The sequence below is a fragment of the Lentzea sp. NPDC005914 genome, from assembly GCF_040629405.1.
In the GTDB taxonomy this organism is placed as follows: Bacteria; Actinomycetota; Actinomycetes; order Mycobacteriales; family Pseudonocardiaceae; genus Lentzea.
Genome location: NZ_JBEXVQ010000015.1, coordinates 78,700 through 91,343 on the forward strand (window position 1 = coordinate 78,700; position 12,644 = coordinate 91,343).

Annotated in this window: 15 protein-coding genes; 3 read left to right on the forward strand and 12 right to left on the reverse strand. The window is 70.6% G+C overall.

The features are described from left to right. Positions 1-855, reverse strand: coding sequence for a hypothetical protein (locus tag ABZ345_RS22135; RefSeq protein WP_359851661.1), 855 nt, complete (start codon positions 853-855; stop codon positions 1-3). Between the two features lie 96 nt (positions 856-951). Further along, entirely contained in the window at positions 952-1,458 is a 507-nt protein-coding gene (locus tag ABZ345_RS22140; RefSeq protein ID WP_359851664.1) for a hypothetical protein, read from the reverse strand. Positions 1,459-1,507: 49 nt separating this feature from the next. On the opposite strand from ABZ345_RS22140, the gene ABZ345_RS22145 reads away from it, so the two are divergent. Then, complete coding sequence (locus tag ABZ345_RS22145) at positions 1,508-2,932, forward strand: amidase (RefSeq protein ID WP_359851667.1); 1,425 nt, start codon at positions 1,508-1,510, stop codon at positions 2,930-2,932. A 36-nt stretch (positions 2,933-2,968) separates the two neighbouring features. Here the strand turns inward: ABZ345_RS22145 and ABZ345_RS22150 are convergent, their stop codons facing one another. The 5 genes from ABZ345_RS22150 to ABZ345_RS22170 form a co-directional block, all read right to left on the reverse strand. Next, positions 2,969-4,045: a hypothetical protein gene (locus tag ABZ345_RS22150; protein ID WP_359851670.1), complete on the reverse strand. Its 1,077-nt coding sequence runs from the start codon at positions 4,043-4,045 to the stop codon at positions 2,969-2,971. 84 nt (positions 4,046-4,129) lie between these two features. Next, positions 4,130-5,407 (reverse strand): RNA polymerase sigma factor, encoded by a 1,278-nt coding sequence (locus tag ABZ345_RS22155; protein ID WP_359851673.1) that lies wholly within the window; start codon positions 5,405-5,407, stop codon positions 4,130-4,132. 14 nt (positions 5,408-5,421) lie between these two features. Continuing rightward, a complete protein-coding gene (locus ABZ345_RS22160; RefSeq protein WP_359851676.1) occupies positions 5,422-5,844 on the reverse strand; it encodes a YciI family protein in 423 nt (140 codons plus the stop codon). Positions 5,845-6,025: 181 nt separating this feature from the next. Further along, positions 6,026-7,222, reverse strand: coding sequence for an SPFH domain-containing protein (locus ABZ345_RS22165; protein ID WP_359852034.1), 1,197 nt, complete (start codon positions 7,220-7,222; stop codon positions 6,026-6,028). Positions 7,223-7,253: 31 nt separating this feature from the next. Next, complete coding sequence (locus ABZ345_RS22170; protein WP_359851679.1) at positions 7,254-7,679, reverse strand: NfeD family protein; 426 nt, start codon at positions 7,677-7,679, stop codon at positions 7,254-7,256. Positions 7,680-7,835: 156 nt separating this feature from the next. On the opposite strand from ABZ345_RS22170, the gene ABZ345_RS22175 reads away from it, so the two are divergent. Further along, a complete protein-coding gene (locus tag ABZ345_RS22175; RefSeq protein WP_359851682.1) occupies positions 7,836-8,414 on the forward strand; it encodes a dihydrofolate reductase family protein in 579 nt (192 codons plus the stop codon). Here ABZ345_RS22175 and ABZ345_RS22180 read toward each other — a convergent pair. Genes ABZ345_RS22180 through ABZ345_RS22190 form a run of 3 tightly spaced genes read right to left on the reverse strand, consistent with a single transcriptional unit; the run spans position 8,395 to position 10,360 of the window. Continuing rightward, positions 8,395-9,201, reverse strand: coding sequence for a DUF3097 domain-containing protein (locus tag ABZ345_RS22180; protein ID WP_359851685.1), 807 nt, complete (start codon positions 9,199-9,201; stop codon positions 8,395-8,397). The two genes, ABZ345_RS22175 and ABZ345_RS22180, sit on opposite strands and share 20 nt — an antisense overlap. Positions 9,202-9,212: 11 nt before the next feature. Further along, positions 9,213-9,926, reverse strand: coding sequence for an aminoglycoside phosphotransferase family protein (locus tag ABZ345_RS22185; RefSeq protein WP_359851688.1), 714 nt, complete (start codon positions 9,924-9,926; stop codon positions 9,213-9,215). A gap of 5 nt (positions 9,927-9,931) precedes the next feature. Next, complete coding sequence (locus tag ABZ345_RS22190) at positions 9,932-10,360, reverse strand: hypothetical protein (RefSeq protein ID WP_359851691.1); 429 nt, start codon at positions 10,358-10,360, stop codon at positions 9,932-9,934. 209 nt (positions 10,361-10,569) lie between these two features. On the opposite strand from ABZ345_RS22190, the gene ABZ345_RS22195 reads away from it, so the two are divergent. Further along, a complete protein-coding gene (locus tag ABZ345_RS22195; protein WP_359851694.1) occupies positions 10,570-10,983 on the forward strand; it encodes a hypothetical protein in 414 nt (137 codons plus the stop codon). A 269-nt stretch (positions 10,984-11,252) separates the two neighbouring features. Here the strand turns inward: ABZ345_RS22195 and ABZ345_RS22200 are convergent, their stop codons facing one another. Together ABZ345_RS22200 and ABZ345_RS22205 are read right to left on the reverse strand one after the other, a co-directional pair. Next, a complete protein-coding gene (locus ABZ345_RS22200; protein WP_359852037.1) occupies positions 11,253-12,047 on the reverse strand; it encodes an SCO1664 family protein in 795 nt (264 codons plus the stop codon). Then, on the reverse strand, positions 12,044-12,610 hold the full coding sequence (locus ABZ345_RS22205) for a DUF3090 domain-containing protein (protein WP_359851696.1): 567 nt from the start codon (positions 12,608-12,610) through the stop codon (positions 12,044-12,046). Before ABZ345_RS22205 ends, ABZ345_RS22200 begins: the two co-directional genes overlap by 4 nt. Positions 12,611-12,644: the final 34 nt, after the last annotated feature.

Here is a 12,644-nt window from a genome sequence, read left to right on the forward strand (position 1 = left end):
TCAGTCGGCGTGAACGCGGTGCCCGAACCGGGTGTTCTCGAACGACGACTCGCCCCCGAACGCGGCGTCCACGAAGTCCTCCCGGCCCCGGAACCACGTCGCGGCGAACGACGAGACGCCCGCGAACCAGGCGCGGCGGAACAACGCCCGCCCGCCGAACCGCACCCCTGAACAGTCCAGGTCGGAGCCGAACCGGGCGCAGGTGAAGTCCGCGCGGCCGGAGAACCGCGTGCCGCGCAGCGTCACCGCGCCGGCGGCGTGGATGCCGGAGAACTCGCCGTTCCCGCACACCGTCGCCCCGCGCAGCACCACACCGCGGGCGAACACCGACTGTGTGAACAGCACGTGCCGCCCGAAGAACGCGCGACCGGCGCAGAAGTCACCGAGGAACGTCGTCTGGTCGAACCGCGTGTCGCCCAGGAACCGCGTCCGCTCGAACCGCGCGCTGCCCAGTCGGCACTGCGACAGGTCGAAGTCCACGAGCGTCGTCCCGCTCAGGTCCAGGTCGGTGCCCAGCCAGAACCCGGGCCCGGGACGCAGCCGCGCCAGCAGACTGGCCTGCAGGACCATCCGCCACCGCTGGTCGGCCTCCGCGCCCGGCCACGGCAGCTCCCGCAGCGCCTCGCACAGCACGTCCAGCGCCGGCTGCCGGTTCTCCGCACACCGCTCGCCGAACTCGACCCAGTCCCGCAGCCCGCCCAGCCGCGCGTCGGCCTCCACCGCCATCAGCCGGCGGCGGATGTCCCGCAGCGGTGCCTGTGTCTGTTCTGTGCGGGTCTGTTCTGTGCGGGGCGCGACGACCTCGACGTCGTGGTGGAAGGTCAGACGGCGCAGCCAGCGCGTGAGAGAGGACATGACTCGATGATGTGACCTGGGTCATTGCATCGGACAGTGGTGGAGTTCAACAACGAGCCCACCGGCCGTCACAGCCGGTGGGCACCCGGCGGCCTCTCAGCCGGTCACGTTGTTGAGCTTGCGCGCCCGGTACTTGTCACCCGCGACGAGCCCGTAGCGCAGCGCCCGGTAGGTGGTGCCGTAGACACTGCGCTGCTCGTAGGCGTAGTAGCCCGTCCTGTACTGGTCGACCCACCTGTCGAAGATCACGACGTGGCGGCCGTTGGCGTCGTCGCCCTCGGGGTTCACGACGATGTCGCCCTGCCGCAGCTCGGTCATCGCGATCCCGGTGGAGTGCACGTAGTCGGCGAGGTCGATGGTGATCCTGCCCGGCGCGCCGAGCTTGGCGGCCATCGAGACGTAGCCGGAGCAGTCCTGCCGGTAGCCCTCCGACCCCCAGTAGCTGGACTGGCTGTACGGGACGGGCCTGCCGTTGTTCGCGGTCAGCCACGTCTTCGCGCGGCTGATCAGCTCGCTGCGCGACACCGCCGGGTAGGCCTGTGCCGGTGCGACCAGCGTGCTCAGGGCGACGAGAACGGCCGCGGCCAGGGCGAGGACTCTCATGCGGGAACTCCCATTCCGTAGATCACCGGTCGGCGCTTAGGGTCGGTTCATGGAGCTGACGGAGCTGTGTTTCGCCGGGGTCGCCAGGCAGGCGCGAGCCGTGCGGAACGGCGAGGTGACCGCGCGCGAGCTCCTCGCCGCGCACCTGGGCCGCATCGAGCGCCTCGACCCGCAGCTCAACGCGTTCCGCGCGGTGTTCGCCGAGCGGGCTCTGGCCGAGGCCTCCGACGCCGACGAACGCCGGGCGCGCGGCGAGGACCTGCCGCTGCTGGGCGTGCCGATCGCGGTCAAGGAGGACATCGCGGTCGAGGGCCTGCCCACCACCAAGGGCACGAACGCCGCCCGCACACCGCAACCGGCGGACTCCGCGATCGTGCGGCGGCTGCGCGAGGCCGGCGCGGTGATCATCGGCCGCACCCGCATGCCCGAACTGGGGCTGTGGCCCTACACCGAGAGCGGCTGGGCGGGGCCGACGCGCAACCCGTGGTCGCTGACGCACTCCCCCGGCGGGTCCAGCGGCGGTTCGGCGGCGGCCGTCGCGGCGGGTCTGGCGGCTGCGGCGATCGGCACGGACGGCGCCGGGTCGATCCGCATCCCGTCCGCGGTGACCGGGCTGTTCGGGCTCAAGCCCCAGCGCGGCCGCGTGTCGCTGTCCCCCGACCGCGAGGTGTGGGGCGGGCTCGTGGTGGCGGGGCCGATCACCCGCACGGTGCTGGACTGGGCGTTGGTCGCCGACCAGATCCACGGTGCCGTGCCCGGTGACGCGCATGTCGCCCATCCGCCGCGCACCAGCTTCGCCGAGGCGGCGACCACCGATCCCGGCAGGTTGCGGGTCGGGGTGTCGCTGCGGCCGTGGGGTCCGGGCATCGCCATCGCCGACGAGGTCCGCGACGCCGTGCAGGACACCGCCGCACTGCTCACCGACCTCGGCCACGACGTCGTGCGCGTCGACCCGCCGATGAAGGACCTCGTCGCGTCCACCCAGTTCGCCGTGCGCTACCTGCACAACGCCCACCTGGCGCGCCAGGACGTGGAGTTCCCCGACCTGCTCGAACCCCGCACCCGCGCGGTGGGCGAACTGGGCCGGCGCCTGCCCCGCGGCCTGGTCCGCTGGGCGCTCAAGGGCGACGCGGCGCTCACCGCCTACGCGAACCGGATCTTCACCTCGATCGACGTGCTGCTCACCCCGGCGCTGACCCGTCCGCCGATCCGCGTCGGCGAGTGGGACCGCCGCAACGTCGTGAGCGCGCTGCTCGCCGCCTCGCACTACACGTCGTTCCTGCAGATGTGGAACGTCGTCGGCAACCCCGCCGCCGCGGTTCCCGCCGGCCGCACGTCCTCCGGCCTGCCCCTCGCGGTGCAGCTCGTGGGCCGCCGTCACGACGAGTGCACGCTGCTGTCGGTGTCCGCCCAGCTGGAGCGCGCTCGGCCGTGGGCGGACCGGACCCCGTCCGGCCTCGGTCATGCGAACTAGGATAGTACGAAGACGGACTATCCGAACACGAAATGGTCAGAGTCCGCGCCGGGACAACTCGTCGAGCAGTTGACGGTCCGCGACGTGGCGGGACTTGATGTGGTCCAGGTAGTCCGCGAACGCGTCGGGCTGCAGGCCGCGCAGCTGTTCGAGCCATTCCACGACGAGCTCGCGCTCTTCGACGCCGCGCCGTGCGAGCTCGACCTCGACGATGCGCCGGTACACCTCGACCGCGAGCCGGCTGCCGTCGCGCACGAGGTGCTGCACCAGCTCGGCCCTGATGGGCGGCCACTCGTCGGTGTGCACGACCAGCGCGCGGATCTTGAGGTAGATGTCGAGGTTGGGCCGGGCGAAGAACGCCTCCCGGCACACCTCGACCGCCCGCTGCGGGGTCCCCGCCCTGAGGTGTTCCTCCACGGCGAGGTCGATCAGCCGCAGCGCCGCCCCGCGCCCGCCGACCGCGCGCAGGCCCCGTTCCACCCACTCCAGTGCTTCGCCGGAGCGGGCGTTGTCGCGCAACACGGTCGCTACCTGCAGGTAGTGCCAGCCCGAGGAGAGGTCCTTGGACAACACGAGCAGCTGCAGGTCGACGTCCTCGGTGTACTCGGCCAGCTCCTCCATCACCCGCAGCAGGGCCCACCGGGCGCGGTCGTAGCGTCCGGTCTCGCCGAACCCGATCACCGGCATCGGCTCGAACAACGCCACCGCGCGCTCGCGGTAGTGCTGCAGGCCTTCCTCGTCCAGCGCGTCGGCGTAGGCCGAGAGGCTGACCTCGGGGGCTTCGGGGTGCTGCAGCTGCAGGTCCAGCAGCCAGTCGGCGAGACGGACCGGGTCGGGGCCGGTCTGCGCGCACGCGCGGGCGTGGGTGACCAGGACGCGGTGCGCCAGCTCCGCCAGTTCGACGCGATGTCTCCGGGTCGTCGCCACCCCGTCGGCCAGCTGGGTGACGATCTGCTCGATCAGCGCGACCAGGCGCGGGCCGGGGTCGGTGACCAGCAGCGACTGCAGTTCCACGGACACGGCGGTCAGCGCCTGCCAGCGGCCGGGCCAGTCGGTGTTCTCGCTGTCAGCCTCCACGAGAGCGGAAGCGACGGTGGCGGGCAGCGAGTCCATCACAACATCATTCCCGCGTCACCCGTTCGAGCGGAACAGATGTCGCCCTAACGGATTTAAGGTTCACCCCACGTGGTCACTTGCCTACAGGTCGGCGAGTTTGCGGGACAGCACCTCGCGCTCGCGTTCGTTGCCGCACAAGCGAATCGCCTTTTCCAGCTCGGCCCGCGCCTCCTCGACACGACCGAGCCTGCGCAGTAGTTCTCCGCGTACTCCCGGTAGTTGGTGCGAGTGCGCGAACGCGTCGCTGCCGGCCAGCGAGTCGACGATCGGCAACGCGGCGGCGGGCCCCTGCGCCATCGACACGGCGACCGCGCGGTTGAGCTCGACGACCGGGGACGGGGCGAGCCGGCCCAGTCCGTCGTAGAGGGCGACGATGCGGTCCCAGTCGGTCTGCTCGACCGACGGGGCCAGCGCGTGGCATTCGGCGATGGCGGCCTGCAGCCCGTAGTAGCCGTAGCCGCGGCCGATGTCGGCGGCTTTCGCCAGCGCCGCACGTCCGCGGGCGATCGCGGACCGGTCCCAGCGGCGCCGGTCCTGGTCCTCGAGCAGCACGGTCTCGCCGCCGGGCCCGCGCCGTGCCGGGAAGCGGGCGGCGGTCAGCTCCATCAGGGCGAGCAGGCTGTGGACTTCGTGTTCCTCGGGCATCAGCCGCGACAGGATCCGGGCGAGCCGCTGTGCCTCCCCGGCGAGGTCCAGGCGCATGACCTCGTCGCCGGAGCTGGCCGAGGAGCCCTCGGTGAAGATCAGGTAGAGGACGCTGAGCACCTGTGCGAGGCGCGCGGGCCGTTCGCTGACCGGCGGCACCTCGAACGGGACGCCGGCGGCGCCGAGGGTCTTCTTCGCGCGGGTGATGCGGGCCTGCACGGTCGCGGTCGGCACGAGGAACGCGCGTGCGATCTCGTCGCTGGTCAGGCCGCCGATCACGCGCAACGTCAGCGCGACGCCGGCTTCGCGCGACAGCACCGGGTGACACGAGGTGAACACCAGGGCGAGGGTGTCGTCGTCGATCTGGTCCGGGTCCCACAGCACGTCGTCGGGCGCGGGTGCGGGGTCGGTGGCGCCGGTGAGAGCGCCGCCCTCGGCCAGGTTGTGGGCGAGGGCTGCGTACTTCTCGTCACGGGTGCTGCGGCGGCGGAACGCGTCGATCGCGCGGCGCCGCCCGACCGTGAGCAACCACCCGGCCGGGTTGTTCGGCACGCCTTCGCGCGGCCAGGTCACCAACGCCTCGGCGAGGGCTTCCTGGGCGAGGTCCTCGGCCAGCGCGAAGTCGCCGGTGTAGCGGGTCAGCGCACCGATGATCCTCGCGGAGTCGATGCGCCACACCGCCGCTACGGCCTTCCGGCCCGTGGGGTCGCTCATGGGCGGTTATCAGATCAGAGCTGGTTATTCGCCTCGCGCCAGGCCCGCTCCTTCTTGATCCACTCGTTGTCCGCGGGGAACTCGTCGATCGTGGGGACGCGGCGGATCTCGGTCTTGAAGCCGGGGCCCGCGAGCGGGGTGCGCTTGGCCCAGTCCACGGCGTCCTGGATCGTGGGCACGTTGATCAGGTAGAAGCCGTTGAACAGCTCCTTGGTCTCCCCGTACGGGCCGTCGGTGACGACGGGCGGTTCGGAGGAGAAGTCCACGACCACGCCTTCCTCGGCCGGGGCGAGACCTTCGGCGGCGAGCAGGACGCCGGCGTTGATCAGTTCCTCGTTGAACTTGCCGACGGTCTCGAGCATCTGGTCGAAGTCGATGGCGCCGAGCTTCTCCCAGGCGTCGGCCTCGGTCTGGCGCCAGATCAGCATGAACTTCACGGTGCTTCCTCCCAGTGGTGGTGCGCGTTCGCCAGGGACCTTGTCATCCCGAGGTCGAATGAGCCACCGGTTCGATCGACACCCGGTCCTGAAATTTCGCTGAAGGCCCGTTCGGCCTGCTCACAGGACACGAGCGGCCCGCCCCGATGATCGGGACGGGCCGCTCGGCGGTGGGTGTCGCTCAGACTTCCTCGTCGGGCTGGTGCAGCGACCGCGGCTGCTCCGCCTCCAGTTCCGGCAGCGTCGACGCGGCGCTCACCGAGCGGGGCGGGCCGCTCAGCGGGCCGGGCACCTCCTTGCGCGCCACGGCTTCCGCGGCCGCGACGGCGGCGGCGACCTTGGGGTCCGGTGCGGTGTCGAACCAGTCGGCGACCGACTCGTCGTCGTCCTCGGGCCGGGGCCGCTGCGTGTCGTCGGCCGGCGCTTCGTAGCGGAAGACGCCGTCGTCGCCGGGCGCGCCGAGCATGCGGGCGAACCCTTCGAGGGCCTTGCCGTAGTCGGTCGGGATCATCCAGACCTTGTTCGCGTCGCCCTGCGCCATCTGCGGCAGCGTCTGCAGGTACTGGTAGGCCAGCACCTCCGGGGTCGGCTTGCCGTCCTTGATCGCGCCGAAGACCTTCTCGATGGCCTTGGCCTGACCCTGCGCCTGCAGGTAGCGGGCGGCACGTTCACCCTGTGCGCGCAGGATCTGCGACTGGCGCTCGGCCTCGGCGGTGAGGATCGCGGCCTGTTTCTGGCCCTCGGCAGCGAGGATCAGCGACTGCTTCTGGCCCTCGGCGGTCTTGATGGACGACTCCCGCTGGCCCTCGGCGGTGAGGATCATGGCGCGCTTCTCGCGGTCGGCGCGCATCTGCTTCTCCATCGAGTCCTGAATGGACGGTGGAGGGTCGATGGACTTGAGCTCCACGCGGGCCACGCGCAGGCCCCACCGGCCGGTCGCCTCGTCCAGCACGCCGCGCAGCTGGCCGTTGATGTGGTCGCGGGAGGTGAGGGTCTCCTCCAGGCTCATGCCACCGACGAGGTTGCGCAGCGTCGTGATCGTGAGCTGCTCGACACCGATGATGTAGTTGGAGATCTCGTACACCGCGCTGCGCGGGTCGGTGACCTGGAAGTACACGACCGTGTCGATGGACACCGTGAGGTTGTCCTGGGTGATCACCGGCTGCGGCGGGAACGACACGACCTGCTCGCGCAGGTCGATGCGGGCCCGCACCTTGTCGATGAACGGCACGATGATGTTCAGGCCGGGCGCCGCTGTGTTGCGGAAGCGGCCGAGGCGTTCGATGACGGCGGCCTGCGCCTGCGGGATGACCAGCACCGACTTGACGGCGATGGTCAGCACGAAGATCGCGATTACGGCCACGACCACAAGGGTGATCGGGTCCAACTCGGTTCACATCCTTCTGGGTTCACACAGCCGCGATGACCACGGCGGTCGCTCCCGAGATCTCGACAACGGTGACGGCTTCGCCTTCTTCGATCACGGACCCGTCGAGGGTGCGCGCGCTCCAGGTGTCGCCGCCGATCTTGACCTGCCCGCCGTGTTCGTCCACCTGCGACAGCGCGACGGCCTTGGCGCCCAGCAGCGCCTCGTGGTGCATCCTGACCCCGGAGCCCAGCTGCAGCCGCTTCTTCACGATCGGCCTCGCTCCGACGATCAGGCCGACCGACGAGGCCGCGAACACGAGCACGCTCACCAGGTCGGCGGCACCCAGTGCGGACACGCCCGCCGCGGCCAGTGCGGCGGCGCCGAGCATGACCAGCACGAAGTCACCGGAGAGAACCTCGGCGACGACGAGCAGTATCCCGACGATCAGCCAGATCAGCGCGGCCATGCGCCCATACATACACCAACGGGGACCGCCCGGCTCCAAGATTCACCGTGCTGGGCCCCTGACCGTGACGAAATAGATCAACCGGCGGTGTCGAAACGCGCTTCGGCCGTTCGTGTAGCCGGTGACAGCGTTTCCGGACGACGAGGAGTGGTGACGATGGCGATCTCCGCGACGATGTTGATGACGCTCGACGGTGTGGTGCAGAGCCCAGGGCGTGCCGACGAGGACACGCGCGACGGTTTCACGCAGGGCGGCTGGGCCGCCCGCTACGGCGACGAGGTGCTGGCCGCCGAGATGGGCAAGGGCATGGCGCACACCGGGGCCATGGTGTTCGGGCGGCGCACCTGGCAGGACTTCATCAGCGCGTGGGCGTCGGCGACCGACGGCAACCCGTTCACCGAACACATGAACGCGGCGACGAAGTACGTGGTCTCACGGACCCTGCCCGACGCGGACGCGTGGCCGAACTCGGTGCTGCTGCGCGGAGTCGGCGACGTGGCCGCGCTGCACGGCCCGCTGGCGATCGTCGGCAGCGCGTCGCTGGTGCGCTCGCTGCACGCGGCCGGAATGGTCGACCACTACACGCTGGTGATCCACCCGCTGACCCTGGGCAGTGGCGCGCGCCTGTTCGACGGGCCCGCGCCGCTGACGGAGTTCTCGCTGACCGGCAGCGTGACGACACCGAAGGGCGTGATCGTCGCCCACTACTCGCGAGTCAGTCCTGCGCGACGGTGACGAAGTCGATCAGCCGCTCGACCGCGCCGAGCAGGTCGGACTCGATGTCGCGGTAGCTGCTGACAGAGCCCAGCACCCGCTGCCAGCCCTCCCAGGTCTCGCCCCAGCCGAGGGCCGCGCACACGCCTTCCTTCCACCCGATGTTCCTGGGGACGACGGGCCAGGCCTCGATCCGGAGGGCCGCCGGTTTCACGGCCTGCCAGATGTCGACGTACGGGTGCCCGGTGATCAGGACGTTGTCGTCGTGGATCTGGTCGACGATGCGTTGTTCCTTGGAGTTGCTGACCAGGTGGTCGACCAGCACGCCCAGCCGGCGGTGGGGGGCGGTGCCGAACTCGGCGATGCGCTGCTTGAGCTCGTCCACGCCGTCGAGCGGTTCCACCACGATGCCCTCGACGCGCAGGTCGTGGCCCCAGACGCGTTCGACGAGCTCGGCGTCGTGCTTGCCCTCGACCCAGATGCGGCTGGCTTTCGCGGTCTGCGCGCGCAGACCTTCGACCTTGACCGAGCCGGACGCGCTGACGCGGGGCTTCTGGGGCTGGGGCGCGGGTTTGACGAGCGTGACGGGCCGGCCGTCGACGAGGAACCCGGCGGGGTTGAGCGGGAAAAGCCGGTGGCGGCCGTGGCGGTCCTCCAGGACGACCTGGCCGTACTCGAACTTCACGACGGCGCCGCAGAAGCCGCTGGCGGGGTCCTCGACGACGAGGCCGGGTTCGGCCGGGATCTCGGGGACCTTCTTGCGCTTGGGCGTCGAGAGGATGTCGCGGCCGTAGTCGTGAGATCGCACGGCCACAGACCCTAGCCGTAGAAGGGTTTGAAGGCGGTGAGCCACTCGTGGACGCGGTCCAAATCCACCTCGGCGCCGTACAGGTCGTAGCCATCGTGCACGAAGTCCATCCAGTCGAACGCCGGGTCGCCGACGTGCGCGCGCGGGTCGATGGCGACGGGGCCGTGCGGGCCCTGCAGTACGTTGCCGGGGTGCATGTCGCCGTGCAGCAGCACCGGTTTGACGTTGTCCTGGGCGAGTTTGCGGGCGCGATGGTGCTCGGTGGCGTAGTAGGTGCCGGTGCGCAGAGTCAGCAGCGTCTCGAACAGGAAGTCGACGCGGGCTCTCAGCGGCGGGAACCCGACGGGGCTCGCGGTGTGCAGCCGCGGCACCACGAGTGCCGGGTCGTCGGCCGGAGTGCCGGGTTCGATGCGTTCGAGCAGCAGGGCGCCGCGGGCCAGGTCGGTGTCGAGGAGGTCGACCATCGCTCTCGTGTCGGCCCACGCGGCGAGGGCGCGGGCTTCGAGCGCGGCGACGTCGCGGTCCGGGGTCACCTTCAGCACGGCGCTGGTGCACAGGAAGGTGGTGCCGGTGCCGCCGGGCATGAGCTTGACGACGGTGAGGCCCCAGCGGGTGGCGAGCGCGCCGACCAGGTCGGGCAGGGCGGCGATCCACCCCGACACGTCGTCGCCGAAACGTCTGATGAGCCGCGCACGCGCGGCGTCGTCGATCAGTGAGCTGATCACCCAGCTCACGCTAGCGAGTCCGCTCCCGCCTGGCGCCGGAATTGGTAGTCGGCCAGGGCCGGGCGCCACAGTCCGTTGGCGTCGAAGCAGGTCGACAGCAACTCGAGGTCCGCGCCGTCACCCGCGACGGCGACCTTGCCGTCGACGACCCACCGGTCGGCCGGGAGCAGCGGGACGGGCCAGCCGACCACGACGAGCCGGTCGCACACGAGGCGGTGCAGGCGGCCGCCGTCGTTGTCGACGATGACCGCGGGGGTGTCGAGGTCGAAGTCGCGGACGGTCGCGAGGGGGTAGCGCCGGACGCCGATCTCGGCGAGCGCGGCGGCGCCTGGTCCGATCAGGTGAACCGGCCCGAATCTTCGAGCCAGGCAGGCAGCCGCTCGTGCGCCGAGATCGGCCGCGCCGACCACGACGATCCGTTCGAAATAGGCCATGTCACCCGTTCCCGCATTCACAGTTCGAATGTTTCCGCAGGTCAAAATGCCTTCTGGAAGATAGGGCCACGATGATCCGCGCGTCAATCGCCGCCCATCTCATTCGGGATATAACAATGCGCACGGAATAGGCCTGTTGAGACGTGGGTGAACCGCTCACGGTTCGGCGTCGTGTTGTGCTGCATCAACCCCCTCTTCGAGGAAACCTCATGACCACCACCATGGAACGGTTCGACCTGCGGCTGGCGCGCGCGTCGCTGCAGTACGCGATCGACTACGGCTGGACGACCGAGGTCAGCGGCACCCGGTTGCTGTTCGCCGAGGCCTCCCACGTGATCGGGCTCGCGGTGCCGTGCGACGAGGCCATCACCATCGCCGAGCACCTCAGCGGGCAGCGCGTGTCCTGCCCGGCCGTGCGGCTGCCCCATCGGCCGGAGTCCATCGTGTTCCTCGCGGTGCCACGCGGTCTGGCCGCGGCTCCGTGGCCTCTCGTCGAGGTGATGCTGCCGCCGAGCCAGGCTCCTGAGGGTCCGGTGGTGTGGGCGGTGCCGCCGCGCCGCAGCCCGCAGCCGGTCCCGAGCCTGGTGTCGTTGCTCGCGGTCGTGCGCGGCATCAGCAGGTGATCGTCGGCGCTTGAGGACGGCCTCGCGCTGTCAACCGAGCCTGGAGCCGGGCAGGGCACGTCATCTTGTGCTGCTCGCGGAGATCGTGGCGGGTCGAGGTGCGGCGGTTCGGCAGCAGGCGTCCCGTGAGGGCGAGAGACATGCGGCGGGAGTACGCCGGCGAGGCGCTCACCGACCACCTGACCTGGCCGCGCGCCAACGGAAACTGTGCCGGCGTCAGGCTCTGATGTCCTCGAGGTCGCTCACGACGGGCGACGCTATCGAGGAGGTCAGAAGGCGGGCCAGGGGATCGAGGGCCCGTTGCCGAACGGTTCGGGGTAGACGCCGTCGGCCAGCAGCTTGTCGGTCCGCTCCCCCACGGCACGGACCTCGGCGCGGGTGAGGTGGTCGTGCAACTGTTCCCCCAGCGAGCCGTCGAGCGCGGATCTCAGGCGGCGCAACGACTCCACGACCTCGGTGCCGAGCGGGTCGCGGGCCCAGCCCCACAGCACGGTGCGGAGTTTGGGTTCGGTGTGCAGGCAGATGCCGTGGTCGACGCCGTAGATCGCGCCGTCGAGGGCGTGCAGGACGTGGCCGCCTTTGCGGTCGGCGTTGTTGACGACGACGTCGAAGGCGGACATCAGGGCGATGCGCGGGTGGTCGGCGTGCACGAGGACGGCGGGGTCGCCGAAGCGGTCGTGGGCGTGGTAGACGGGGATCCAGCCGGGTTTGACGTCGTCGACGCCGACGATGTCGACGAGCTCGTCCTCTTCGCGGGTGTCGATCCAGAGCTGGACCATGCCGGTGCCGAACGGGCCGGGGCGCAGCACGGTCGGCGGTACGAGGTGCAGGCCCGAGGCGGCCGAGATCAGGTAGGTGGCGACCTCGCGGCCCGCCAGGGTGCCGTCCGGGAAGTCCCACAGCGGCCGTTCGCCGCGCACGGGCTTGTAGACGCACTGGGCGTCCACGCCGTCCAGGCTGATCTTGCAGAACAGGGTGGCGTTGGAGGCGTCGACCAGACGCCCCTCGACCTCGATGCGGCCGTGGTTGAGCAACTCCAGGGCCGCGGCGGCGTCCACGGTCAGTCTTCCTCGGTGCGGCGGTAGCCGTTCTGCCGCGGGCAGATGTGGCCGTCCGGGTCGAGTGGTTCGGCGCACAGGGGGCAGGGTTTGCGGCCGGCGTTGACGACGCGGTCGGCTCGTTCGGCGAAGGCGCGGGCGGCGGTCGGCGACAGGAAGACCCGCACGGCGTCGGGGCCCTCCTCGGTGTCGTCGAGCACGACGGCCTCGTCGACCTCCTCCTCGGAGATCGCCAGGAGCTCTATCACGACGGCCTTGGACTCGGCGTCCCAGCCGAGTCCCATGGTGCCGACGCGGAACTCCTCCTCGACGGGCACGTCGAGCGGTTCGGTGTCGAGGGAGTCCGGCGGCGGATCGTCGGGCACGTCGGTGCCGAAGCGGCGGTGCACCTCCTCGAGCAGCGAGCCGATGCGCTCGGCGAGGACCTGAACCTGCTGCTTTTCCAGGGCGACGCTGATCAGCCTGCTCTGCTCGGAGGCCTGCAGGTAGAAGGTGCGGTCGCCGGGCTGCCCGACGGTTCCTGCGACGAACCGGTCGGGTGCGCGGAATACGTGGATGACACGAGCCATGGCCCTTACGACCCTAGGCCACGCTGAGATCGTC

What these genes read in the sequence shown, in the direction of transcription:
- ABZ345_RS22170 (WP_359851679.1), bottom strand. Translation starts at nt 7,679, where the DNA reads ATGGCCGCGCTGATCTGGCTGATCGTCGGGATACTGCTCGTCGTCGCC.
- ABZ345_RS22150 (WP_359851670.1), bottom strand. Translation starts at nt 4,045, where the DNA reads ATGGACTCGCTGCCCGCCACCGTCGCTTCCGCTCTCGTGGAGGCTGAC.
- ABZ345_RS22175 (WP_359851682.1), top strand. Translation starts at nt 7,836, where the DNA reads ATGGCGATCTCCGCGACGATGTTGATGACGCTCGACGGTGTGGTGCAG.
- ABZ345_RS22195 (WP_359851694.1), top strand. Translation starts at nt 10,570, where the DNA reads ATGACCACCACCATGGAACGGTTCGACCTGCGGCTGGCGCGCGCGTCG.
- ABZ345_RS22140 (WP_359851664.1), bottom strand. Translation starts at nt 1,458, where the DNA reads ATGAGAGTCCTCGCCCTGGCCGCGGCCGTTCTCGTCGCCCTGAGCACG.
- ABZ345_RS22190 (WP_359851691.1), bottom strand. Translation starts at nt 10,360, where the DNA reads ATGGCCTATTTCGAACGGATCGTCGTGGTCGGCGCGGCCGATCTCGGC.
- ABZ345_RS22205 (WP_359851696.1), bottom strand. Translation starts at nt 12,610, where the DNA reads ATGGCTCGTGTCATCCACGTATTCCGCGCACCCGACCGGTTCGTCGCA.
- ABZ345_RS22135 (WP_359851661.1), bottom strand. Translation starts at nt 855, where the DNA reads ATGTCCTCTCTCACGCGCTGGCTGCGCCGTCTGACCTTCCACCACGAC.
- ABZ345_RS22155 (WP_359851673.1), bottom strand. Translation starts at nt 5,407, where the DNA reads ATGAGCGACCCCACGGGCCGGAAGGCCGTAGCGGCGGTGTGGCGCATC.
- ABZ345_RS22145 (WP_359851667.1), top strand. Translation starts at nt 1,508, where the DNA reads ATGGAGCTGACGGAGCTGTGTTTCGCCGGGGTCGCCAGGCAGGCGCGA.